At 47.5% G+C, this 25,845-nt stretch carries 21 protein-coding genes; 13 read left to right on the top strand and 8 right to left on the bottom strand.

Features of this window, described 5'->3' with window-relative positions:
* Positions 1-211: 211 nt before the first annotated feature.
* From UM181_13865 to UM181_13885, 5 genes are all read right to left on the bottom strand, one after another.
* On the bottom strand, positions 212-505 hold the full coding sequence (locus UM181_13865) for a hypothetical protein (protein ID WQC62391.1): 294 nt from the start codon (positions 503-505) through the stop codon (positions 212-214).
* 34 nt (positions 506-539) lie between these two features.
* Positions 540-935 carry a hypothetical protein gene (locus tag UM181_13870; GenBank protein WQC62392.1) on the bottom strand — a complete coding sequence of 132 codons (396 nt, stop codon included), beginning with the start codon at positions 933-935 and terminating at the stop codon, positions 540-542.
* 277 nt (positions 936-1,212) lie between these two features.
* A complete protein-coding gene (locus tag UM181_13875) occupies positions 1,213-3,648 on the bottom strand; it encodes a DUF5906 domain-containing protein (protein WQC62393.1) in 2,436 nt (811 codons plus the stop codon).
* A 90-nt stretch (positions 3,649-3,738) separates the two neighbouring features.
* Positions 3,739-3,978 (bottom strand): AlpA family phage regulatory protein, encoded by a 240-nt coding sequence (locus UM181_13880; GenBank protein WQC62394.1) that lies wholly within the window; start codon positions 3,976-3,978, stop codon positions 3,739-3,741.
* A 234-nt stretch (positions 3,979-4,212) separates the two neighbouring features.
* Positions 4,213-5,445 (bottom strand): integrase arm-type DNA-binding domain-containing protein, encoded by a 1,233-nt coding sequence (locus UM181_13885; GenBank protein WQC62395.1) that lies wholly within the window; start codon positions 5,443-5,445, stop codon positions 4,213-4,215.
* A gap of 1,092 nt (positions 5,446-6,537) precedes the next feature.
* On the opposite strand from UM181_13885, the gene UM181_13890 reads away from it, so the two are divergent.
* On the top strand, positions 6,538-6,774 hold the full coding sequence (locus tag UM181_13890; GenBank protein WQC62396.1) for a DUF1127 domain-containing protein: 237 nt from the start codon (positions 6,538-6,540) through the stop codon (positions 6,772-6,774).
* Between the two features lie 333 nt (positions 6,775-7,107).
* On the opposite strand, the gene UM181_13895 is transcribed toward UM181_13890, so the two are convergent.
* From UM181_13895 to UM181_13905, 3 genes are read right to left on the bottom strand one after another with little or no spacing between them, the layout of a single operon-like run.
* On the bottom strand, positions 7,108-7,818 hold the full coding sequence (locus tag UM181_13895) for a ThuA domain-containing protein (GenBank protein ID WQC62397.1): 711 nt from the start codon (positions 7,816-7,818) through the stop codon (positions 7,108-7,110).
* Positions 7,815-8,681, bottom strand: coding sequence for an NAD(P)-dependent oxidoreductase (locus UM181_13900; protein ID WQC62398.1), 867 nt, complete (start codon positions 8,679-8,681; stop codon positions 7,815-7,817). Before UM181_13900 ends, UM181_13895 begins: the two co-directional genes overlap by 4 nt.
* 36 nt (positions 8,682-8,717) lie before the next feature.
* Positions 8,718-9,524 (bottom strand): SDR family oxidoreductase, encoded by an 807-nt coding sequence (locus UM181_13905; GenBank protein WQC62399.1) that lies wholly within the window; start codon positions 9,522-9,524, stop codon positions 8,718-8,720.
* A gap of 211 nt (positions 9,525-9,735) precedes the next feature.
* Here UM181_13905 and UM181_13910 point away from each other — a divergent pair, with 211 nt between their 5' ends.
* The 12 genes from UM181_13910 (at position 9,736) to UM181_13965 (ending at position 25,661) form a co-directional block, all read left to right on the top strand.
* Complete coding sequence (locus tag UM181_13910; GenBank protein WQC62400.1) at positions 9,736-10,761, top strand: substrate-binding domain-containing protein; 1,026 nt, start codon at positions 9,736-9,738, stop codon at positions 10,759-10,761.
* Positions 10,762-10,829: 68 nt separating this feature from the next.
* Positions 10,830-12,350: a sugar ABC transporter ATP-binding protein gene (locus UM181_13915; protein ID WQC62401.1), complete on the top strand. Its 1,521-nt coding sequence runs from the start codon at positions 10,830-10,832 to the stop codon at positions 12,348-12,350.
* Positions 12,350-13,360: an ABC transporter permease gene (locus UM181_13920; protein ID WQC62402.1), complete on the top strand. Its 1,011-nt coding sequence runs from the start codon at positions 12,350-12,352 to the stop codon at positions 13,358-13,360. The genes UM181_13915 and UM181_13920 overlap by 1 nt, the downstream gene beginning before the upstream one ends.
* Positions 13,361-13,369: 9 nt before the next feature.
* Complete coding sequence (locus tag UM181_13925; protein WQC62403.1) at positions 13,370-14,407, top strand: ABC transporter permease; 1,038 nt, start codon at positions 13,370-13,372, stop codon at positions 14,405-14,407.
* Positions 14,408-14,490: 83 nt separating this feature from the next.
* Positions 14,491-16,299: an extracellular solute-binding protein gene (locus UM181_13930; protein WQC62404.1), complete on the top strand. Its 1,809-nt coding sequence runs from the start codon at positions 14,491-14,493 to the stop codon at positions 16,297-16,299.
* A 42-nt stretch (positions 16,300-16,341) separates the two neighbouring features.
* On the top strand, positions 16,342-17,646 hold the full coding sequence (locus tag UM181_13935) for a Xaa-Pro peptidase family protein (protein ID WQC62405.1): 1,305 nt from the start codon (positions 16,342-16,344) through the stop codon (positions 17,644-17,646).
* Positions 17,647-17,704: 58 nt separating this feature from the next.
* Positions 17,705-18,712, top strand: a complete 1,008-nt coding sequence (locus UM181_13940) for a thiamine pyrophosphate-dependent dehydrogenase E1 component subunit alpha (protein ID WQC62406.1) — start codon at positions 17,705-17,707, stop codon at positions 18,710-18,712.
* Positions 18,705-19,700, top strand: coding sequence for an alpha-ketoacid dehydrogenase subunit beta (locus tag UM181_13945; GenBank protein ID WQC62407.1), 996 nt, complete (start codon positions 18,705-18,707; stop codon positions 19,698-19,700). Before UM181_13940 ends, UM181_13945 begins: the two co-directional genes overlap by 8 nt.
* Positions 19,690-21,042 carry a biotin/lipoyl-containing protein gene (locus UM181_13950; protein ID WQC62408.1) on the top strand — a complete coding sequence of 451 codons (1,353 nt, stop codon included), beginning with the start codon at positions 19,690-19,692 and terminating at the stop codon, positions 21,040-21,042. Before UM181_13945 ends, UM181_13950 begins: the two co-directional genes overlap by 11 nt.
* Positions 21,043-21,061: 19 nt before the next feature.
* Entirely contained in the window at positions 21,062-22,489 is a 1,428-nt protein-coding gene (locus UM181_13955; protein WQC62409.1) for an NAD-dependent succinate-semialdehyde dehydrogenase, read from the top strand.
* 240 nt (positions 22,490-22,729) lie between these two features.
* On the top strand, positions 22,730-23,404 hold the full coding sequence (locus UM181_13960; protein ID WQC62410.1) for a 2-oxo acid dehydrogenase subunit E2: 675 nt from the start codon (positions 22,730-22,732) through the stop codon (positions 23,402-23,404).
* A 1,771-nt stretch (positions 23,405-25,175) separates the two neighbouring features.
* Complete coding sequence (locus UM181_13965) at positions 25,176-25,661, top strand: phosphate-starvation-inducible PsiE family protein (protein WQC62411.1); 486 nt, start codon at positions 25,176-25,178, stop codon at positions 25,659-25,661.
* Positions 25,662-25,845: the final 184 nt, after the last annotated feature.

Below are 25,845 nucleotides of genomic sequence, written 5' to 3' on the forward strand. Positions count from 1 at the left end.
TCCAATTGTTGGCACTGTCAGAATAAACCGCCTTGCCCGACAGCGTGCTGAATATTAGCGTCTGGGCCATGCCTAAACCTTTATCTTTCCGTTATTTCAAAACCAGCCCTTAGATCGTCAGATCGTCCAACTTGCAGTTATGGTGTACTTTAAAAACAGACAAGCTAGGTGCGCGTAGGAGAACGAATTCAAATTTCGATGTTACAGTCGCTCATTTATATGGAGTATCAGGCGGGAACGGTATTCCATAAAGAAACTTTTTGAGTTTAACATCGTTTTCATCGCTATACCAAAAGCCATAGCTGGGGCGTTGTTTTGAAACAAGTCCTGCTAAATGATTAACACCCCAGAGCATTGCCTGATAGTTCGCGTCCATTTTGTCCTGACAGCCCATTATGTAGCCGTAATAGCCTTCGATAGAATCCGCCACATTTTGCAATGCGTCGACTAGCGGTTGAGCTTCTTCGCGCAAGTCACTGTGCACTGAAAGTTGTAATTTGGCCATTTTCTTGTCCCCAATGTTTGTGTGTTGCGTTTGTTCAATTCGGATACCACTTAGCGCGAAATCCGTCTTCACTAGCCGACCACTGCCGTCGCCTTATCCATCCGAGTTTTCGGAAAGCGGCAGCAAGTTCTCCCACGTGAGGCATGCCACCTTTTCGTCCTTTCATGCGTACTTGCAGCTCCAGCAGGCTCAGCCCATTAGCTTGCGTTTTAAGAGAGATCGTATCCAACACTTTTTGTAAGCGCGCATGTAGTGGAGAAAGCTTTGTAACTTCCTCACGATCGAGCAAAATTTGGCGGTTTGGGCTTTGCTGGTACGAAAGCAGAGCTGACAAAAGGCTGTCGGTGAAGTTTTTAGTGTCTCGTGATGAGTCGTCCATTTTTGCCTCCTGTTGTGATTTTTTATCGAGCGCAACGCGCACCCACATCATAGTGTTATAATATAACAAAATGTGAGCAATTTGAATCCCAAGTGTACGTTTTATTTAAGGTTAATGCCTCAACTTATGGAACCATTACAAACAAGGTGAGGCAGCTAATTGTGCAATAAAAGATGGTGCTTATATGCCTTTGCCTCAGATGCCTCAGTAAAAATCAAACAACTCGAAAAAAACAAAGCTAAAGCACCACTGCAGCAAACAATGTGTAGATTTTCTTGATTTACTGAGGCAAGTGAGGCAATGAGGCAAAACACATCCCGCTTGCACATCAGCGATATTTTCGGCTTAATTTTGCATTTTCCTTTGCCAGTTCGGTTTCCGAAGAACTGGCCCATTTATCGTGGTTGCTAAGTGATAGGACGCGGATTTTGTTACCCTTTGTAGTCCTGATTTGTTTGAGAGATTTTGCACCAAGTCGGATAGCTGCCCTTCGAACTGCGGTCGGTGATGGATTCTGTGTCGGATACAGATCGACGTATAAACCGAGAAGTTGCTGACTGGATGCAACCTCGGAACCAACGAGATCGCCTGGATTTGAGATAACGTCCGTCATCCATTCTTCCAACGCGCTTAGGCTTTCTCCAATCATTTGCACTTTAGAGCTTGTAAGCGGCGCTTGGGCAGTTGGCAGAAACTCATCGAGGTCGACATTATTGAGCAGATGATAAAGCAAGGCTTCAAGGCCGCCATTGTCTCGCCATTCAACAAAACTTCGATAAAAGCTTTGCTCAAGGGGCTGTGCGGTGACCTCATGAACGAAAAAACGACGGTCCTCTTTATCGATGTGAATTGCATCATCATGGTTTGACAAAAAGACAAAGCTTGCAAAGTTTTCGACTGAATATTCAGGTTGGTGCTTTTCGTTAATGGTTACGCTCGTACCAGTGATTAAGACCTTAAGCTGATCAGTTTCAACACGCCGGTCAGATGTCAAAACTTCATCGCCAATGACGAGTACCTTGTTCTTTAGCCAACCATTAAAGTCGCGCTTCAAATCGCTTTGCGTGATCGTTTGGGAGTGATTAGATCCAATAATATCCCTGATACATTCAAAGAGTAGGTTCTTACCGACACCTTGGTTACGGCTCCAGACCAGTAAAGCGGTGTTCATTTTGTTACCTGGATATTTAAGCTTGAACGCAAGCCACCGCATTACATAATCTCGCTCTGAGGCGTTGGGAAACATGTGCTCTGAAAGCTTTAGGAAAGGACTGATATCTCCTTTTGCCGGTTTTTTCTCAAGGCCGGTCCACAAGTTAATTGCATTACGAGAAGTAATTTCACCTTCCGTTGGATCAAACACAATGTCACGATGTGAACGGCGGTCACGGTGACCCATCCAAGCTTTTGATTTAGGTATAACCTTTGGCTTGTCTTCGGAGCCAACGCTTACAAGATCATTTTGGTATTGAAGGTGCAGTTTGCTCGGCTCAATGAAGTCTTCAAACTCAAAGCGGTAGATGCTTTGTTGCTTTTCAACCCACGCATATTTGCTGTTTAACTCGGTCAGCCAGGATTTTGTGTTTAGGGCTCCTACGGTCTTTTTACCGTCCGGTTCTGTTTCCTTGAGTTGTACAGCCTCGCCTTGAATTGAGCGCGCTTTCTGTGCGCTATTTTCATCCGCAACGGACATTCCCCCCTCACGAGCCATGTAGAACAGAGAGCCGAGTGTTTTTTTACTATTTTGGTCTCGCGATGCGTCGCGTTTAAGCGCTTCATGGTAACGTTGCTCGGTGTCGTCGAAGCAATAACTACAGATTTCAGGCGTCAGTGACATGCTAGTTTGATTACATGCTGCATAGAGTTCACCCGAAGCCCATTGATGTGCAATTTGGCGACCTCCTTCACCCAATTCTGTGGCAAGAATACTGGTCACATCGAACCAATTGTGGCGAGTTCGCGGGTCAATGTATGGAAGGCATTCTTGGACGCGCAGCATTTTGTCTGCTGTAAATATGTTGATATCTAGGGGCGAATGAACATGGGGCGGGCGTGGTCCTAGTTGCCAATCTTTGTCTCTAATGGTCACGTTTAGTGGTTTCGCCGGTGACGCTCCCAATGCACAATTTGATTGCGCAATTTGTTGAATAATTGGTTTACGATCGATCCATTGATCAGGAGTAATCTGTAGCCCTGGTGAATTCACTATAGTCACTAAAAATGGCGTACCGATTAGCCCCTTTTTCTTATTCACCTTTTGGTGGGGGAAGCCAGGTAAACGCATGATGCGGGTTAAGTCATTGATTGATTTGTCAGTATCCCAAGCTTCAATCATCTGAATTTGCGCTTCTTTAAACTCAGCGAGCGGACAATCTTTGACAAGCCAATAGTTGTGATAGCGGCCAGGACTTGTCTCTACGACAATGTGTGGCGAATATTCATCAATTGGCTCTTGAGGAGCCCCATCCGTATCAACAAAAATCGCTCGGACGCGTTTTATATTGGCCTCTTTACGTCCACTAAAATCAGTTTCGTTTATTGTGACAAAGACCCCAGCACCCTGTTTGGAAAGTGATGTTAGAGTTTGCCAATGCTTTTCAAGGCTTCCATGAAGCACTTTTTTCAATTTAGCAGACTTACGATCGTGATTATCATCCAACGTTTGAAAGGTGAATGCGGTAGCCTTTGGGTCCAAGAGTTGGAGAAAGCGCTTGGCCATCTCTAAGTCTGGGGCCATTGGCGAGTTTTTGACATGCTGGTCCATTCATCTGTTCCTTTTGGTAGGCAACACAAATTGAGGCCACTAAAGTGACGTTCAGCTTCTGTGTCCGAATGTAGTGGTTACTATTAGGGCTTAGTTGCCGTTAAGGTAGGCGCGAACATCTTCAACGCGCCACCGGCTTGAGCTCTTGCCTATACGCAGGGGCTTCACGAAGTAGCCCAGTTGTATGTCGCGGTAGATTGAAGATCGACTTCGTGATGCGAGCGAGCTTACCATTTTTAGGTCAACCAGAGCGTCATTTGGAAGTGCATCAAAAGTTCGAATACAATCCAATTGCACACCCAATTTATTTAGGTTTTGGTCCATTTTCATGGCCTCCAATTTAGTTCAACTGTGGGAAGGCAAGCTTGCTAAGCTCCAGCATTATCTGGTCAGCTTGGCTAATTCCGCGATGCGGTAGGAATGGGTGTGCAGCAAAGCGCCCATTTATTTGCCTATCTGTATTGTGCCAGATAGACCCAGAAAATGTCAATATGAAGTATTCAGTATTTTTGGGTTGACTAAATATTGTGCTTAACGGAAGTTTTCGAAAAAATCTTCAATCCCTTAATGCGATGAACGTATCTGGATGACAGCGCCCGGAGCATCGATGGCTCGTTCGCAATATTCTGCCCAAGCAGCCATTAACTTTCGGCGTTTTTCCATCAGCGTTCCTCTTGCATATGCGGCTTCCGCCTTATCCTTGAGTTGATGCGCAAGCGCGTGCTCAATGACCTCTCTCGGGAATGCTGTCGTTTCGCCAGCCCAGTCTCGGAAAGTGCTTCTGAAACCATGAGTCGTGACTGGCACTTCCATGCGCTTCAGAACTGCACCAAGTGTCATGTCAGACAAAACCCCACCTTGCGCTGCTTTAAACACGATTTCATCACTTTGGCCCTTTGGGATTTTCGTAAGAATTTCGACTGCACGATCTGAGAGCGGGACGCGATGCTCTTTTCGCGCTTTCATTCGTTCCGCGGGAATTACCCACTCGCGCTTTTTCAGATCAAATTCTTGCCACCTCGCACCACGAACTTCTCCTGAGCGTGCTGATGTCAGGATGAGGAACTCTAAAGCAATTGCTGCCGTGCCTTTGCGCGCTCGCAGTCGCTTAATAAAGCCAGCTATCTCAGGGTAGGGCAGCGCTGGGTGGTGTTTCACGACGCGGATTTTTGAAATGGAAGGTAGCGCGTTTTCCAAATTACCCTGCCATCGTGCAGGGTTTTCGCCATCTCGGTGTCCATGCACCTTAGCCCAGTCTAAAACCTTTTCTATCCTGCCACGTGTGCGTTTAGCCGTCTCGGGCGTTTTGTGCCAAATAGGCTTAAGAACCTCCAAGACATGGGCCAATTCGATGTCGTCCACTGCGAGATTACCCAAGACTGGCAGAGCATGTACTCGAAGAGTATTTTCCCACTGTTGGCGATGTTTGGCATTGCCCCATTCAGTTTGCTTGTCTTCCAGAAATCGACGAAAGGCATCTACAAATAGCAAACGCTTTCGCTGCGCTGCTCTCAACTCATCGTTACGAACTTTGCGCTCCTGGATCGGATCGATCCCAGCTGCAATCTTGCTTCGTAGTCGCCGAGCAGCTTCGCGTGCCATTGCCAGCGTAACTCCTGGATAACCACCTAAGCCAATATCTCTAACCTTATCAGCGATCTTAACCCGCAATATCCAAGAGCGCGCTTGCCCTCGGATTTGTAATCCAAGTCCTGGAACGACGCCGACAGCGTTAAATCCAGTTTTGTTAAGGCGCGAAACTTCAAGCGCAGACAGTTCTTTTGCGATCTTTGGCATTACCCAATATCCTACCCATCATAAAAATTGAGATTGGCTGAGACGCCGTGATACGGTATGTGTCAGATTACCTGAAATATAACACTTAATAACAGATACTTAAAGGCTAAACAAGGTGTTCATATGACTACATATGAGCTTATATATACTCAAATAAGTTAGATGCAGGGGGACACCTCCTCCGCCATCATCTTAATTAATAATAAAATCGTTTAATTACATGTGTTTGGTTGGGTGATATTTGTTTCTCACCACACATGTTAACCACACACGATAGCGACACATATTTATTTGTTTTCTACATGGAAAATAACCCACGATAGCCTTTCACCTATTCAGTTAGAGCGGTTGTTAACTGCTTGGTAGGAAGAATCAGCTACGTGAGAGTTCATAATAATCCCTGATATTCACCCCAACCTTGTACTGAGTATATCTGTTACAGATCTTTGCAATAATGGGGTTAGGGCTTCTAAGAAGGTCAGGGTTACAGGTAATTTTCTTGGTTGTTGGGTTGTCTATGTACTCCTGAAGCCAATTATCTCTCTCTAGAACAGGGTGCTTAAGGTGAAGTTCATAAGCGTAATTTACCCTATCCCAGTGTTCTAGATTCTCTCGACGCTCGTATGGGCTTTCAGAGGCATTCTGAGTACATCTATTTGGACTCTGCATGTGTCGCTACAGAACTTCTGAGTGCTTCTATGGGCTTCATATGGCCTCTCACAGTGAAAACAAACACCCATCAGCTATAATCCATAGCTACAGGTTCAGGTCGCTTGCGGAATAGCCCCAGGTCTGTCTCTTGCAGGTGGCTTAAGCATAGTGACCAGTAAATCTGACCATCGTGATAGACTGGACTTTGACACATCAGGCAGTTTGTTCGCCAAGGAATATGCCAAGGGTGCTTTCTCGTTCTTTTCTTGGGGCTATTACCTATAGCACCACCAACGCCCTTAAGACGTTTGTCATTTTGTTTGTTCATTTTTGGGAGTTCCTAGAGTTGCAAATGCTGCATAGCGGCAATTCTAACTTTGGGGGATGTGAGTGATAAGGAAGGGGACTATCTGACGCTCAAGTCAAACGATGGAGATTGAGATGTTTGGATTATTTGTAGACGTATTCGGTGGCTGGCAAACACGGCATGTTGCTAACAAGGTAAGCAAAGTCACTTTCAACGAATTGAGTAAGCTGAGTGATTATGAGTTGTCAGATATTGGGTTGGCCCGTGGCGACATTCGTGACGTTGCAAAGGCGTACTACGATGAAGTTGTCCAAGAAAGAAAAGTATCTTCTTCAGCGCCAGTAAATCCCAACTTGGTTGGCGCAGTTTAATTACCTCTGAAATTTAGTTACGCCGACATACTACAGCCTAGCATTCTTGCGTATCCAAACTTTATTGATCCGTCTGGCTGTTTGCGGCAAAAACTCAATTTAAAATTAAAGAAAAAGCCCGTGCATCGAAGCCATGAGGAAACTTTGATGCCCGGGCAGTTTGTTGGGGCTTGCATGGGAGGTGTGCCGCCCCAAGATATTGTATCATAAATCCGCTATTTCTCCAAATGATGTGTTTTGGCCGAAGAGAAGATCAGACGATAACACGCGTTCTCTATGGTATTAGAAACTGTTTTAACGGCGACCTTATAGTTTTCCTGTTTCCATAAAGCATCAATCATCAAGTTTTCGAGCAGCCCAAGAAATTCCACGTTTTACGATTTCTGTCACATCTGGCACTTTCAAATCCTCAAGGCGGTGCCCGATTGAACAATAGAAAATGCGTCCCTTATCCCATCTGCGTTTCCAAATTACTGGCACGACAGTGCCTTCGATCCACCATAAATGAACGCCTGAAAAAGTCGTGGTCGCCAACACTTCATTTGAGGCATCGGTTAACATAAAATACTGTTCGGAAACGAGCTCGAAACTTTTGATACCTTTTACGATCGGGTCATTGGGCCGGGTTATGGTCACGTCATAAGAAACGAAATCATCCGATGGAATAGGATTATCGGGCCAACCTGGAGGATGGGCGACAAATTGCCCCCCGATCAAAAAGTGATAGGTTGGGCGATCGCGGAAGGCATCCCCCATATGACCATGCCATCCGGCTAAGCCGCAGCCCGAGGCAACCAATTTTAGTAGTCCATCCTCCTGTTTTTTTGTCATATTCCCAAATTCGGGCTGATGAGAAGATCGCGCGCTTGACCAAATGGGTATGATGACATTCACATCAGATAAGGTTTCGGGCTGCTCTAGAGGCACGAGCGTATCGTAGATTTCAACGACATATCCGTCCGCCATCAACAAGTCAGAGCACCATTGTGCAAAATCAGTTGGCTTATGGCCTTGCCAGCCCCCTACGAATAAAACCGCCTTCATGTGTGTTCCTTTTTCAGATAGCTGATTACTGAGGCCATATCGCGGTTGGCATAGCCGTTTTGGCTGGCCTGATTCAAAATACCTAAGTTCAATTCTGCTTGCGGCATTTGAACATCCAAGCTCCGCGCCAAGCGTGTGGCAAGATCGACATCCTTGGCTGCTAAGCCAACGGTGAACGTAACTTGATGCGCCCGCTCATCCAAATAAAGTGGTTTGCGATAGCGTAACATGGGCGCGCAAGCAGCCGAAGATTCCAACGCTTCATAAGCCAAGGGAAGCTCAATACCTGCGGCTTGGGCGAGGTTAAGCGATTCTGCGGCGGCCTGATTCAAGCTGTGTATCACCGAATTGATCGCAAGCTTCATCGTCGCACCTGCAGATTGCTTGCCAAGGATGATCGTTTTTTCGCCCAAAGCGTCAAAAATTGGCAACAAAGGCTGCGCTATTTCCTCTGACCCACCCACCATAATCATCAATTTGCCCGCTTGAGCGGCATGGGTGGCGCCGGAAACCGGCGCGTCTATGATAGCAGCACGGCTTGATTGGCTTTGTAATCGGTTGATCCAATTCGGGCTGACAGTGCTCATCTCAATGAACACCATGGCTTTTTTGCCTTTTAATAAGCCCGCCTCGCCCAGATAGACGTCTTGAGAGGCGGCATCATCGGCAAGCATTGTAATAACGATATCGCAGGTAGAGGCTAAGGCTTCTGGTGTTTGAGCGATCTGGCACTGCATTTCAGTCGCAAAAGATGCGCTGCGCTCAGGGTTGCGGTTCCAGACTTGAATATCGAAACCAGCATTGATCAGATTTTTGGCCATGGGAACGCCCATGCGGCCCAGGCCCGCCATCCCTAATTTCATAGTCTGCCACTTTCAATTATCGGCTCAACTGCATTTTTATTGGATGCACCAACCGCCATCGATATGCAGCATTTGACCGGTCATATAATCGCTGTCATGGCTGGCCAAAAATGCCGCTGTGCCTTTTACATCATCGGGGTAGGAGACGCGTTTGATCACAAGCTCATTATTGGTGATATCTTCGTAAGCTTGCCCCGCCCGCTCTTTGAAGCCAATTTCAACTAAATCTTTGTCAAGCTGTTCCCAAAGCGGCGTAACAACCACGCCGGGAGCATACCCGTTCACGGTAATATTATGTTCCGCCAACGCGACGGCACCGCAATGCGTTAACGCCAAACATCCGTATTTTGAAGTGCAATAGACGGTCACATCCACCAAAGGCTTACGGGAGGCAATGCTGCCAACATTGATCAGTTTATATACGTGTTCTTGCGGACCCTGTTTAATCATTTGGCGCGCTGTTTCTTGCATGCCAAGCCACATCGCCTTTGTGTTGACCGACATGATCATATCCCAATTGTCTTCATCAATATCCATAAAAAACCGTGGCTTATTAAGACCTGCGTTGAACAGGCCGATATTGATCATGCCAAAAGCATCCACAGTGGCGGCCACGGCAGCCGCGTTGTCTTCGCGTTTGGTAACATCCATTTGAACTGCAATCGCTTTTCCATTGCCGCGCGCATTGATGGTTTCTGCCATTTTATTGGCTAAATCGATGTCTAAATCTCCGAGGCAAACATTTGCGCCCTGTTGCGCAAAATGTTCCGCGTTGGTTGCGCCCATGCCGCGTGCTGCGCCGGTAATTAATATGTTTTTTCCTGCTAATCTTTGCGGGTCCATGGTAAAAGCCTCCCAGTGCACTTTTATTATTTACTAATCGGTTCCAATTACCGATCCATCATTGTCAAAAGATTTCACGGTGCAAAATTCGAATGCATCCAAAATGAATTTAATTGATCCATACTGGACTAATTAATGGTTCTGAATTTTGGCTTTTGGCTGTTGGTTTGAAAGAGCTGCGAAAGTAGCAAAACATTTAGGGAGGACGAACATGTCTTATTTGAATAAGGTGGCCGGGGTTGCAGTTGCGGCAAGCGTCGCACTGGGCGGCATGGCCACATCAGTGCTGGCTGCATCCATTGTTTCTTTTAACGGACCCGCAGGGGAGGCTTATGTTGGCCGTTTCATTAAAGGGATTAAAGAAACCGCAGCTCTAAAAGGCTTCGATATTAAAGTATATGAAAACCAATACAACCAAGCTGAACAGGATCAACAAGTGCAACAGGTTTTGGCAACGGGCCAATTGCCTGATGTGTTCATCTGGTGGCCTTCTGATGCAGTAGCAGGTTTGGGTTCGCTACGCGCTTTGGCCAAAACCGGCATACCTGTTTTGAAAATAAACCAGCTGCCAAACGAGCAGGACAAACAGTATATTTTTGGATATGCAGGTCCAGATGATCGTTTGCGCGCGCGCAATGCCGGTTATATGATGCGTGAAGCAGCGGCAGCGAAAAAAGCAGCGGGTGGGACAGGCTTCAATGTTCTTGCCTTGTCATACCCCCATTCTTATGGCGGCTATGGCCTGTCTATCAATGCCTTCAAAGAAGCCATCGCTGGCTCAGATTTGAAAATCATCGGCGATGTGGATGAAGGCTTTGGTCAAGCAAATGGCTATAAAGGCGCGGCGAAAATGATCGCGGCGTTGCAAGGGCAAAGTATTGATTTCGTTTATGGAATGGATGATGCGATCTTGACAGGCGGTATCAAGGCTTTGGAAGAAGCTGGCATGGTCATGGGCAAAGATGTGATTGCTGTTGGAACGGTCTGTAATGGTGACAAACAGCTGATCGAAGAAGGCAAGCAGTTTGGAACAACGCTGCAATCTCCGCTTCATGAAGGGCAATTGGCGATCAAAATGGTAGAAGAATACCTGAACACAGGTAAATTGGCCAATTACATTAATTTCACGCCAAACCCCTCAGTGACCAAAGATACTATCGAAACGACGGCGCTGCGTGGTTATGATGGTAAGCTCTATACAATCGAAGAGCTATGCTCGGGCGCTTGGGCAGACTAACAGCCCCAAAACTGTATCTCTGCCGGCAAAAATCCGGCAGAGATATCCATTTTAAACGGAATAAATAAATGACCGCATTATTGAAATTATCCGGTGTTTCACGCTCATTTGGCGCAATTCAGGCCTTAAAGGCTGTTGATTTCGAAATCGGCGCCGGCGAAATAATGGGTTTGGTTGGCGAAAACGGGGCCGGCAAATCAACTTTGGTAAAAATCATCAGTGGATTTGACGATGGATATACTGGTGATTTTAGCCTGAACGGGGAAAGCCAACGGTTTTCAAGCCCCCTTAAAGCTGAGCGGGCAGGGGTCGCCATCGCACAACAAGAGCTGAGCTTGATACCGGCAATGAGCGTGGCTGAAAACGTTTTTATTTCTGGAGAGCACGCTCCGATTTTTGCCACCAAAAGCAGTTTGGCGCGCAAAGCAAGCCCGTTTCTTAAAGAGGTTGGGCTTGAAGATGTAGATCCTTATATACCCGTTGAACGCTTGTCTGTTGGGGAACAGCAATTGGTTGAAGTGGCGCGATTGCTTGCGCAACAGCCGCAGATTTTAATCTTAGATGAACCAACGGCGGCGTTGGGAGAAAGCGATTCCATTCGTATTCTTGCGATGGTTCAGCGGTTGGCCCAACGCGGTAAGTCGATTATCTACGTCAGCCACCGCATGGATGAAATCTTCAAAATTTGTGATCGGATTACCGTCTTGCGCGACGGTCAAAGCCAAGAAGCGCGCACGGCAAAAGAGCTTGATGTGCCCTCCTTGGTGGAATTGATGTTGGGCCGCGAGCTTGCAAACATGTTTCCTGCCCACCCCGAAATTCTGCGCACAAAGCCCCTGTTGGAGGTTCGCGATGTTTGGCCCGATGGGACTTTAGAGCCGTTTACCTTCGCCGTATATCCTGGAGAAATCTTGGGCTTGGCGGGGCAGCTTGGATCTGGGTCAGGCGATGTTCTAGCTGCGATCTCAGGCGCGCGACAATCGCGCAGCGGGCGCATTATTTATAATGGCGAAAGCTTTCTGGCCAAATCGCCAAAAGAGGCAATCGCCCGCGGCATCGCATATTGCTCGGATGATCGAAAACTGGATGGTTTGTTTCTTGGACGTCCGATAATAGAAAACCTGACCTCGCCCGCTTTGGGGGCGATTTCAAAGCGCGGCATAATTGATTTGAAAGCCGAACGCGATCTCGCCCTATCAAATGGTACAAAATTTACCGTAGATGTGACCCGGCTTGATAATGAAGCAGGCGTTCTATCCGGGGGAAATCAGCAAAAAGTCGCATTGGGGAAATGGCTGGCGATCGAGCCTAAAATTATCTTGGTGAATGAGCCGACACGCGGCGTGGATGTGGGTGCCCGCGCCGAGATTTATGCAAAGCTGCGCGATTTGGCAAATGATGGCGCTGCGGTTGTTTTCGCATCTACGGATATTCAAGAGGTTACCGGTCTGGCAGATCGAGTGATTAGTTTTTATCGCGGGATGCAGGTGGGTGAATTGGCGTTAAACGACATCACACCCACCAATGTTTTGCAACAAATAACCCATCCTTTTAGGGATGAAGACAAGCAGATAAAGGTGGTGTCCTAATGCGCAGCGCTTCTCGTGGTATGACCGCAAAGTTTGAGGGTTTGGTTCAGAATTATTCTGGGTTGGTGGTCGCTCTAGTGGCACTTTTTCTTGTTATCTTCGTTGTTGGCATGGCAACAGCGCCAAACTTTTTGACTGTTTTTAACCTTAAAACAATCGTGAGAGATGCCGCTTTGGTGGGCATCATGGCGATTGGGTTGACCTTTGTAACTCTATCGGGGAATTTTTTCCTGTTGTCGCTCAAAGAAACCGCTGCGCTTAGCATCATTGCTTTTGCAACTTCGATGTCGGCAGGCTACGGGTTTGAAATTTCCTTTTTGTTTACAATGGTTATTGCGATTCTGACGGGCAGCGCGCAGGGCGTGCTAATCGGTCTTGGCGGAAATCCGATTGTTGTGACGCTTGGAGCCGCTGGATTGCTATATGGTCTTGGTGCCTATTGGAGCGACAATCTGGTTGTGTCTTTTCGTCGACCGCACGGGGCAGAATGGCTTGGTACAGGATCTTTCTTGGGCCTTCCCAATATAACCATTGCCTTTATTCTCATAGCGATTGTAGCCGAGTTAACTCTAAGGTTCACAAATTTTGGTCGGCAGGTGTATTTGATTGGTGCCAACCGCGCGGCGGGACGTGCTACGGGGCATGAAAATTTTGGTATGGCTATTAAGACTTGTACCATTGCATCAGTCTGCGCGGCTTTTGTGGCCATCGCATTTTCGGCGCAAGTCTCAAGCGCTCAAGTGAATTACTTTTCATCTGAATTTGGGTCGAGCGGGGATATGACGATTATGGTGATCGCGACGGTCATGGTGGGGGGCAATTCCATTATGGGGGGGTATGGATCAACCATTCGGTCGAGTTTGGGCGCAGTTTTCATTTCTTCTGTGGATAATATGATGGTGCTGCACGGGTTTAATTCCGGCCCAAGGGTTTTGGCCGTTGGCTTGATGATTGTTTTTTCAATTATGGTGTTTGCGCTTGTGCGCCGTGGCAGCCGGTCGCAAGAATAGGATAGGCTTATGAAAAATATTAAATATTGGATCGTTAAAAATCCTGATTTGGCGTTTGCAGTCTTATTGGCGATTTGTGTCTATTCTTATTTCGCGCTGACGAATGAATTCTTCGCCACGCACCGAACCGGCTATGCTATTATGGAACGGTTCGCAGTGTTAGGCCTTGTGGGGCTGGCACTGACATTGTGCATTATCGCCGGTGAAATTGATTTGTCGATTGGCTCTAACGCGGCCTTGGCTGCGGTTATTGTCGTGCGTTTTACAGATAGTTTAGGGGCGGTTACCGCTTTGTTGATTGCCATTCTTATCTCTACGCTTGTGGGCGCTATACAGGGCTATTTTATTGCATATTTGCGGGTAAGGGCGATCGTTCTGACGGTTGGAACCTTAATGTTATTGCGCGGGGTGGCATTATTTGCGGCGCAAGAGAAGACAGTGATGTTGACTGATTTCCGCGTGCCCGACTTTATCTCCACCAAAATGTTCCTTTATTTTTCACCTGCCAGTCTTTTGGTGATTGCGATGTTTATCGTTGTCGGTTTGTTTATGACCTTTACCCGCTATGGCCGCGAGATTTATGCGATCGGCGGGGCGCGCAAAGAAGCCATCGCTGCGGGTATTGATTTGAAACGCCCAATGATCATTGTGTTTGCTATTTCAGGGTTATGCGCTGGCTTGGGAGGGTGCATCATTGGTTTGCGCTCGGGCACGGCTCAGGCATTGGGTTTACAATATCTTTTACTGGCCGGCACAGTGGCTGCTTTCATTGGCGGCGTGTCGATTCTTGGCGGCAAAGGCGGCGTTGTCGGGGCAGCGATTGGAACGTTAACGGTTAATTTCTTAAATACAGGATTGGTTTTCAACGTGACGCCGGCCTTTATGATCCAGCTTTATTTAGGTATTTTATTGATGGTTGTGATCATGTTCCAAACTGGTAGCCGTTTGTTTGAAGGACATGAGAGGCGCAAGCAATTACTCTCTGACGTTGATATTCGTCGATTGGATTTGCTCGCGCGCAAAAACGCATTTAAGCCTCCGACATAAATATCCAAATTGGATTAATCCAATTTGGTAATTATACATGGTATCCTGCAGACTAGCTGTAAACGGGAATCTGAGGGTGCGCCATGCCGTCATCAAAATCGACTATTCGCCGCATAACATATCCGCGCAGCCGGCATCGCGACGCGCCGGAAGGGCCGTATGAAACAACAGATATCCGGCCAAGATCTGGCGTGGCAAACGCAGAATTGGAAAGCTTTCTTGATTTTGTTGAGCAATTTGACATGGAAATGGAACGCTCATTGTCTATCAAGAAAGGCTATAGCGAAACACGCATTCTGGGAACGCTTCTACGGGATCATCTCTCGGGTAAAACATCTACGACCTCGTCTTTAATCGGTGCCTCTGGAATGAGTTATGGCACGGCCATTCGCGCGGTTGAGGCAATTGAGAAACGGGGGCTTTTGCTGCGCCGGCCGCGCACATCCAGCGGTAAGTCATTTTCGTTGCATCCGACTGAAAAACTGTTGAGTGAATGGCAAGAATTTGCCAGACGGGCGCGGGCGGCGTTGCAAAGTACCTGGGGACTCACGGGCTCAAAAGATGCGTCTGATTATTATTTTGGATCCTCTTATTCCACTGGAAAAGTTTTACCCCCGCCTTCGATAATGAGCGTCAAGCTGCCGCTCAGCGGTAACCTCAGGTTATTGGAACATGCCGATCCGACCTTCATGGCGATGCAGGCCTTAAAGCGACAATTTGAAAAAATCTTCGGTTTGTCTATCAAAAGCCGCGCCTTGTCGATTGATCGCTTGCGCGAGGAAATATTAGAAAATGCCAGCCTTGCCAAATCAAGATATGATATTGTTGCCTGCGATTTGCCTTGGTTTGGTGAAATGGCTCAAGCGGGCCATTTTCTTCCGTTGGATTCATTTATTAAGGCCGAGCGATTTGACACCCATGATTTTCATCCCAAAGCTTTGGCCAGCGCCCGCTATAAGGGGGTGCAATATGGTTTGCCGGTTCAAACAACGCCTGAACTCTTGGTCTATCGCAGCGATGTGTTTGCGGAGTTTGGCTTAACCCCGCCTCTAACAATTGCCGATACGCTTTCTGCGGCCAAAAAAATCCATTCGCCATTCAAGGGGATGACGGGAATGGCCTGGAATGCCGGACGCGGCACACCTTTGGGACATTCCTTTTTATTCGTCATGGCCGCCTTTGGACAACCTGTTTTAAATTTATCTCCTTCTGCAGATGGGTTTGACGGAGAGCATGTGGAAGGAGAGAATTTCCGGCCCATGTTTGATTCCGACGCGGCGTGGGAGGCGGCGGAGTATTTCAAAGAACTCATCGATTATTCGCCGCGTGGCATTTTAAACATGTCTTGGTTTGACCGCGCGGTTTCATATGCTGAAGGCAATTGCGCCATGGCGCATTGCGCGACGTTGCTCGCACCATTATTTGAACTTGATACAGCATCGCCAGCGTTTGAAAAAACAGAATATCTACCGCTGCCGGCAGGCCCAAAGGGACGGTCTATTGCGCCAATCGGAGGATACGCGCTGGCCATTCCTGCAAATGTTGACCCAGCGCGGTTTGATCCAATTTGGACAGCTTTGACATCGCTTACATCAGCACAAACCGTCAAACTTTATATAGAGAACGGAAGCTTGGTAAGCCCGCGGTTTAGCGTCAGTCAGGACCCTGAAGTTCAAAAGATCTCACCGTTGATTTCGATTGTGGATGAGATGGCGCGAACTGGGGTTTTGCAAATGTGGCCACGCCCGCCAGTGCCTGAAATTACGCGCTTAATTGCGATGATAGGAGAAGAAATGCATGATGCTTTGCTGGGAGACAAAACGCTTGCGACAGCGCTACAAAATTCACAAAACCGTGCCGATCGCCTCATGCGCGAAAACGGGCATTACTGATCCCATGAAAATCCAAATTCGAGCTGCTCGAGGAGATATTAAATGACCACGCCCAATGCCTTACATCCTAACGTGTTAACGCCAGCTGATCTTGAACCAAATTGGCGTTGGGAGGGTCGTTTACCAGCCTGGGGGCACACATCGGTTGATTTTGAACGGCGCGTTGATCATGATCGGTTGCGTCGCTACCGCCTAAGTCGCACGCGCCAAGCTTTGAAAGCCTCGAATGCGGGCACGCTATTACTTTTTGACGTGAACAATATCCGCTATGTTTCGGCGACTAAAATCGGCGAATGGGAACGCGATAAAATGTGCCGTTTTTGCCTCTTAACAGGTGATGATAGCCCCTATGTGTGGGATTTTGGGTCCGCTGCAGTGCATCACCAAAAATATTCTGACTGGTTGGAGCCAGATCATTGTCTGGCCGGTGTGGTTGGTATGAGGGGGACGATTCCGCCCGAGTTTGGGTTGATGAAGAAATACGCCAAGCAAATCGCTGGATTGATCAAAGATGCAGGTATGGCAGATATGCCCGTTGGGGTCGATTATGCGGAAACGGCTATGTTTCACGCGCTTCAAGAAGAAGGCATTAATGTGATTGATGGCCAACAGATCATGCTGGCCGCGCGCGAGATCAAGAATTGGGATGAAATTCAACTTCTCACGCAAGCGGCGAGCATGGTGGATGGTGTTTACCATATGATCTATGAGGAACTGAAACCAGGTGTTCGTGAAAATGACATCGTCGCCTTGTCAAATAAAATGCTGTACGAAATGGGCTCTGATGATGTCGAGGCGATCAATGCCATCTCAGGAGAACGGTGTAATCCGCATCCTCATAATTTCACAGACCGACTGATCCGTCCTGGCGATCAGGCATTTTTCGATATTTTGCAAAGCTATCAGGGATATCGCACCTGTTATTACAGAACCTTCAATGTTGGACGAGCAACGCCGTCTCAAAACGATGCCTATATCAAGGCGCGTGAATGGCTCGAGGCGTCGATTCAAATGATCAAGCCGGGCGTGAGCACAGATAAAGTGGCCGAGGTTTGGCCAACGGCCGAAAGCTTGGGCTTTCCAAATGAAGACGCGGCTTTTGGGTTGCAATTTGGGCATGGTCTTGGTCTGGCCTTGCATGAGCGCCCTATTATCAGCAGGGCGGTCAGTATGGATCATCCAATGGAAATAAAAACGGGCATGGTGTTTGCGCTTGAAACCTATTGTCCTGCCACTGACGGCTATTCAGCCGCACGTATCGAAGAAGAGGTCGTGGTGACGGATACGGGCTGCGAAGTGATTAGTTTATTTCCTGCCGAAGAGCTGCCGATTGCCAACCGCTATTAAACAATTTGGGGTGTAGCGTAGTTTGCGCATGCAGTTCAAATCATGAGTATGGAATATAATGTCTAAAAAAAACCAAACAAATTCTGCCGAATATATGCGAATGTATATGCAGATGATGCGTATTCGGGCCTTCGAAGATAACGCAAATCAATTATATCTATCTGCCAAAATGCCAGGTCTTACGCATATGTATTCAGGGCAAGAAGCGGTAGCTGTTGGGATCTGTGAAGCATTAACGACCAGCGATAAGATCACGTCAACCCATCGTGGGCACGGCCATTGTCTGGCCAAAGGCGCGGATCTGAAGCTGATGTTTTGTGAACTTTTGGGCAAAGAAGAGGGCTATTGCCGTGGCAAGGGCGGATCGATGCATATTGCCGACCAATCAAATGGCAATTTAGGAGCAAATGCCATTGTGGGGGGCTCAATGGGCATCGCGACGGGGGCTGCTTTGTCGGCTAAGCGCTTAGGAACTTCTGATATTGTTGTGTGTTTTTTTGGTGATGGGGCTACAGCGCAAGGCTTGATGTATGAGGTTATGAATATGGCTGCGCTGTGGAAGCTTCCGGTGATTTATGCCTGCGAAAACAATCTCTATGGCGAATACACCAAGGTTGAAGAAACGCTGGCTGGCGATATCACAGCGCGCGCAGAGGCTTTCGGAATTGAGGCCTTGCAGGTGGATGGCCAAGACGTATTGGCGGTGAATGAGTGCACGCAGCGCCTGGCTGAACGCTGCCGGAAAGGCGAGGGCCCATTTTTTATGGAACTGTTGACCTATCGCTATCATGGGCATCATGTTGGCGATATTAACCGAGAATATTACCGTTCAAAGGAAGAAGAAGCTGAGTGGAAAAACAACCGTGACCCGATCAAAAATTTTGGGGCCTGGTTAACGTCGCAAGGAATTGCTTCTGAAGACGAGTTAAACGCCTTGCAATCGGAGATTAAAACTGAGGCTTCAGACGCGGTGGAATATGCTTTGAACGCCGCCTATCCCAGCGAAACAGAGGTGGGTTTGCATGTTTTTGCAGCCACGCCGCAGATGGGAGAAGAGCATGCGTGAAATCACCCTTTCTAAGGCTGTTAATGAGGCGATTGCCGAAGAGATGCGGCGTGATGAAACGATTTTTTTGCTTGGGGAAGACGTTGCTGAAGCGGGCACTCCGTTCAAAATACTTTCTGGTCTTGTCGAAGAATTTGGGACGGATCGTATTGTTGATACTCCGATTGCTGAGCCCGGGTTTATGGGCATAGCTGTCGGTGCTGCGATGACGGGCAGCAGGCCAATCGTAGATTTGATGTTTGGCGATTTTCTATTTTTAATCATGGATCAATTATGCAACCAAGCGGCAAAAACCCATTATATGTCGGGGGGCAAGCTCAATGTACCATTGGTGCTACGCACCAATTTGGGCGCCACCCGTCGGTCTGCTGCGCAGCATAGTCAATCTTTACATGCTTTGGTGGCGCACATTCCTGGCTTAAAAGTGGCTCTTCCGTCATCGGCCTATGAGGCGAAGGGGCTTTTGAAAACCGCTATCCGCGACAATAATCCGGTGGTGATCTTTGAAGATAAGCTCATGTATAATGATAAGGCGCCGGTGCCAGAGGAAGAGTTTCTTATTCCGTTTGGGGTGGCAAATATAAAGCGAGCGGGCAATGATATCACCCTGATCGCAACCTCATCGATGGTTCAAGTCGCCGAACAAGCCGCTGATATATTGGCAGAACAGGGCATCAGCGCCGAGGTGATTGATCCGCGCACGATCGTACCGCTTGATGAAGAAACCTTGATCAATTCAGTGAAAAAAAACAGCCGAGCAATCGTGATAGATGAAGGCCATCAGAGCTATGGAATTACCGGGGAAATTGCCAGCCGACTGACCGAAAAGGCATTCTATCATTTAGATGCTCCAGTCATGCGGATGGGGGCAATGGATGTGCCGGTGCCGTTTTCCCCAGTGCTTGAAGATTTGACGGTTCCAACCCCTGCCGGCGTGGCTGAAATGGCAAGAAAACTATGCTCAGGCGAGTTGATCCATGCCGCATGACGTGATCATGCCCGCCTTGGGGATGGCACAAGAAACCGGTGTAATCCTATCTTGGTTGAAAAAACCAGGGGATCAGGTTTCGCTGGGTGATGCCTTGATGGAAGTGGAAACAGATAAAGCTGTTATGGAAGTTGAGGCAGCTGCCGAGGGCGTCTTGAGCGATGTAAAAGCAGCTGCCGGAGAGAGTGTGCCGGTAGGGCAGGTGGTTGCTGTGATTTTGGATCCTGAAGAGGTGTTAAGCACGCAGATAAGCCCAACAGAAAAGCCCAGTGGGGTTGCCCCGCATGGTGCGACATCAACAGAGGCAATCTCTGCAAATATAGATGTGACATCGCAGATAGTTATGCCAGCCCTTGGTATGGCACAGGAAACCGGGCGTGTGATCGCCTGGCATAAAAAGGTTGGTGAGGAAATTGATGTTGATGATATTCTGCTTGAAGTAGAAACGGATAAAGCCACTATGGAAGTGCCTGCGGGAAAAGCTGGCTTTGTAGCCAATTTATTGGTGGGCGCGGGTCAAGAGGTTCCGGTAGGTTCTATTATTGCGACCCTCTCGAATGTTAAACCTTCGGGCGTTGCAGCGCCTCAGCAGCCGCTTCCAAAGCCCATGACAGTTCCAGCCGAGACACCGACCTCGGTTGCAATGCCATCTGTCTTAAAGCCCAGCCCTAAACAACCGGGAGGCCAAATAACGGATGTAGTGGCAGGTTCAGGGAAAATTTTGGCCTCACCAAAAGCGCGGCGTTTGGCCTTAGAAAATGACTTAGATTTAAGCCTTTTGGCAAAGGCTGGATATGCCCAGCCGTATCACGTCGTTGATCTTGAACGCTTTGATGACTTGCCTCAAGGAAACACAGAAAAATCTATCTTAAGAAATAATAAGCGCATCAATGCGGCTATTCCCGTCATTGGTGTAGAAAGCTTTCTAGCAAAGTTAAAAGAGCAGGCGGATATTGAGATATCTGACTATTTGGTCTGGGCCAGTTTTGCGTCCGCTGCTTGGCGCAATCAAAATCAACCGCATGCAGCGGTGATCGTTGAAGTCGCAGAGCTTTTAACGCCACTTGGAGTTTATGAAAACTTAGACACGCAGCGCCTGTCGCACGCGGTGCAATGCAATACCCAAAATCCGCCCAATTTTATAATTCGAACCCTGAGTAAAAGTTTTATTACTGCTCTGCACTTGGATCAGAGCTGTCCCAGCATCACCGTCCATAAAACAACCACGGATTATCTCATATCCTTTGAATTTTCTGCCAATGCCATGTCTGACTTCGCAGCTGTGGCGTTTATATCAGATTTTGCAGCGCGTTTAGAGGATCCTTTGAGACAGCTTCTTTAAGGAAATGGAGACTATCGTCATGCAAACTGACCTTTATATTGATGGGAATTGGGTGCCAAGCCAATCCGCCCAGCGCTTTGATGTGATGAACCCTGCAACAGAGGATGTGATTGCATCGGTTGCCTCTGCGGATGTTTTTGATGCCGATTTGGCATTAAATGCGGCTTCCACCGCCATGCAAGAATGGGCTGCACGATCGCCGCGGGATCGTTCGGAAGTTTTGCGCAAAGCTTGGGAATTAATGACGGCGCGATTGCCAGAATTTGCGCGTTTAATTACGCTAGAAAATGGCAAGGCAAACGCCGATGCGATGGGAGAAGCCACCTATGCTGCCGAGTTTTTTCGCTGGTTTGCCGAAGAGGCGGTGCGCGTAGACGGTCTGATTGCCCATGCACCCGCTTCAGGGGCGCGGATCATTGTGCAGCATAAGCCAGCCGGGCTTGCGGTTTTGGTGACTCCTTGGAATTACCCTGCGGCTATGGGAACGCGTAAAATTGCCCCTGCTTTGGCGGCCGGTTGCGCGGTCATTATAAAGCCGGCATCGGAAACGCCTTTAACAATGCTGGCGCTTATGCCGCTTTTAGAAGAAGCTGGGGTGCCCAAAGGGGTGGTCAACGTTCTTCCATCCCGCAACACCGGCGTGCTGGTTGATCACATGTTACACGATCCGCGCGTGCGGGTAGTCAGTTTTACAGGGTCGACTGAAGTGGGGCGTAAGTTGCTTCATTCTGCCGCTGACCAAGTCTTGAAACCGGCTATGGAATTGGGGGGGAATGCTCCTGCGATTGTTTTTGAGGATGCTAATCTTGATGGGGCAGTGGAAGGCGTGATGCTGGCAAAAATGCGCAATTTGGGCGAGGCCTGTACCGCGGCAAATCGAATTTATGTGCATTCAAGTATTGCGCAAGCCTTTACCGAAAAGTTCACATCTGCCATGGCGAAGTTGAAAATCGGCAATGGTTTAGAGGCAGGCATAGATGTAGGCCCGTTGGTCAATTCAGATACCCGCAATAAGGTGGATGCATTCGTGCAGGACGCGGTTGCAAAAGGCGCCAAAGTGGAACTTGGGGGCGTGTTACCCACGGGAAAAGGATTTTTCTACCCGCCCACCGTATTGTCGGGCGTTCCAGAAACTGCAGATTGCGTGGGGGATGAAATTTTTGGGCCTGTTGCTGCGCTTCAAGTTTTCAACGATCAAGAGGATGTAATTCGCCGCGCCAATGATACCGAATATGGACTGGTGGCCTATGTGTTCTCGGAAGATATGAAGCGGGCTTTGCAAGTTTGTGAACGGCTGGATTATGGAATGGTCGGCTTGAACCGCGGGTTGGTATCTGACCCAGCTGCGCCTTTTGGCGGCACAAAGCAATCTGGTCTCGGCCGCGAGGGGGGGCATGAAGGCATGCATGAGTTTATGGAAACCCAATATATATCAGCCAGTTGGTAGAGTAATTCAATGGAGATTCAGGCATCACCAAGCGTGCGGGCTTATGCGGCTGAAAAAAATGTGACGTTAGGTGACGTTGCAACCTCGTTTAAACGGAGCGTGCTGGGTAAAGAGGATATTGACCGCTTTTGCGCAACTCTAAACACAAATCCAGGCACCGGTGTTGCGTCAGCCGTGGCAAATACGGCAGAATATTGGGCGATTGACCACGCGCAATTCGGACCCATAAGCGTAGAACCCTTGACCCGCATTGAGCAGGTCGCAGAAGCGAATCTTTCAGCTGCAAATGCGATGATTCCTCAAGTCACGCACCATGATTATGCCGAGATCAGCGCCATTGAAGCATTTCGCGAAAGAGTGAAATCTGAAGCTCAACAGCGCGGTGTTAAGTTAACCGCATTGGCCTTTCATCTCAGAGCGCTCGCCGAATGTTTGCTCAAATTCCCGCGCTTCAATGCATCTATCTCCGCGGATAAAAAACATCTTATATTGAAGCAATATGTGCATATCGCACTTGCGGTTGATACACCCTACGGATTGGTTGTTCCCGTTCTGAGAGATGTGACTGAAAAAGGGTTATGGGACATCTCTAGTGAAGTCTCAGATTTAGTAGAGAAAGCACAGTCGCGCAAATTGCGACCTGAGGAAATGGCAGGTGGCTCGATCACAATCTCCAATCTTGGGCGGTTAGGCGGAACGGCTTTCACACCTATTGTAAACCCGCCTCAAGTGGCAATTCTTGGGCTATCGCGTAGCGAATTTAGACCATATTGGGATGGTTCTACTTGGCAGGCTATTCCGACAATTCCATTGGATTTAAGCTATGATCATCGCATCATAAATGGAGCTGATGCCGCAAGGTTTATGAATGCGTATCGTAAATTTATAAGTATGCCAGAACTCATGTTTTCATGACTAGCTTAGATACTTTCAGAACAAACTTTCTTGCTTATGCGATGTCTTGAAATTATCCATCAGGTCTTGACTGACATCTTTAATAAGGCTGTTTCAAAACCAGTTGACAGATCCTTCAGCTGGTACGAAACAAACAAATAAAACATAGTTACCCATTAAGCGCTGCTGATAATTAGGCATGTCAAGTTGAGAGCACCCTTTTGCGGCGTGAACCGGTTTGCCTGATAGCACCGCCAGAAAATCAACATTGCTTCGCTAGCTTTCAAAAAAATAAGTATAAAGCAGTGAGCAGATAGATTTACGCAAAATGCGCAGTAGTAAAAACCACCCTAATCAATCAACATTTACCTCACTATTTGGATAAATTTTGATAAATAAGATTGATAGATGTGCAATTTCATCCGGTTTGCCAAAAAAATTACGTCACCATCCACCCCAAATTTAAACAACTCACGCTGCGAGCCGCGCGCGGAATTTCTGTCCCTCGATCTGTGGTGAAAGATCCCTCTACATTCCCAAGGTGAGCCCGGAGAGGTTTACATCGGTTTGATCTCCACTCTCTTCAGTCAGTCCTGTAGAGCCGTGGCGATGAACTCAGCCCTTTTCAGAGCGAATGAACTCTGGCGGCCTGCCGTGTTTTATAAACAGTTGTTGCAGTGCGTTTAAACATCGTTCGCATTCATTTTGAGCCGCATTGCTACGCAGCGCGCATTACGGGTACATTCATCTAGAACCGTCAGCATTTTTGAGCTGCGCCCAGTGCGAAGCTCATCGTGAACAAAGTCGATGGTCCAAATGTGGTTGGAGGTATGTGGCTCGCAGCCTGACGAAGCTGAACCCGCGTCCCGCCCGCGGCTTCGGATGATCAAGGCTTTCCTTGAGAAACACCTGGCCTCAATGCAAGTCAGCAACGATCTTTTTCAAGCACTCGTATTCGTTCTTGAACGATTTCATCTTAGAAACCTGCGAACGCGAAAGACCTCAAAACGTCTTGCGCCAGAAATAACAACTCTTATCAGAAATCCCAGCTTTGCCACACGCACTTACAACCTCCAAACCATCGTGCAAATGAACATCAATCTGGCGCAACTGCTTCACATATTTTCATCAAAATAAGGCTTCGAGGCCATCCTAAAACCATTTTATGGCAGTTAAATACTGGCGCAGCTTTAGAGGGATAAGACACGAAACGTATTCAAGAATGTTGCTTTTGAGGGGCTGATTGTTCAGCTCGCTCATTAAATTCATTTCAAATCTTACAATGCTCCGCTCAATATTCACCCGCCCCAATAAATATCACAGCTAAATTATAGACCGTCTATGACCACGAAATGATGGATAGCCTTGCCGCTTAAGCCGCCATCGACTGAACATGTTGGCGGTACAAAAACGCTGGTGCCCTTCGCGACGACTTTATCGATATATGGCATAAATCCGGGCCATGCATCATTTAGCTTGCTTAGAGAGCCCTCAAGAAAGGCAGTAAAGCCATGGTAGGTTCCAGATAAAGCATGTTGGACATGGATGTTTTAGGTGCAATCGGGGTAATTAAGGTAAGATAATGCTTCCATATTTTCCGCGCCAAATGCGCGATGTGCGGAGGTCACCAAATCTTCAGTTGTCATATCTTCTCTCTTTAATAGTATTTAATTTAGCTCAATTTTATTAATTTGCGTTTGTCAAATCTTCAGCCAAACAAGGTATCGTTTGCCGTAGGTCCTCTAAACACAAAGTTACTTTTTTAAGCAGTTGTTCTACGATCCCACGAGCGTTGAAAGTTACAAAAATAGGCCATCATAGTGGACATGATACGTCTACGGTTTACATTTCCGTCATGGAAAAGATAAAAAAACTGAAATTTGACTGGTATAGTTTCATCACTTTGATGGAAAAATCGCTGCTTGTCGTAATCGCATTTTTAACCGCCTACGCCGTTTTAGTTGAGATTATATCAGTGGTTTCTATCCGTGCAGTGAAGCTGACCGATCTTTTGTTATTGTTTATTTATGCTGAGGTTTTGGGAATGGTCGCAGCATTTTATAAATATCGAAAAATTCCGATAACGGTACCAATTTTTATAGCAATAACGGCACTTTGCCGTTTGATTATATTGCAAGGCAAGGGCATAAACACCATTGATTTACTTTATGAAAGTAGCGCCATCTTGCTGCTGGCAGTGTCAGCTTTGGTGATCCGGTGGAATTTGGTGAACTTGATCCGCCCAGGCTCTGCTACTGATGAAAAAGACCGCGATTAGGCGAGCCGTGCTTTTGCAAACCGAAGGTCTAAACACTGGCTAGAAGTAATCGTCACTCATGATTAACACCCTATCTGTTTGAATCGAAAAGCGTTAAATTTATTTGAACTCTTTGCTTACAAATATATCCATTAAAGTTACCGTCTTTGATTAAATTTATGCGGCTACGATACCCAATAGTTAG

Source organism: Alphaproteobacteria bacterium US3C007 (assembly GCA_034423775.1).
GTDB lineage: Bacteria > Pseudomonadota > Alphaproteobacteria > Rhodobacterales > Rhodobacteraceae > Thalassovivens > Thalassovivens spotae.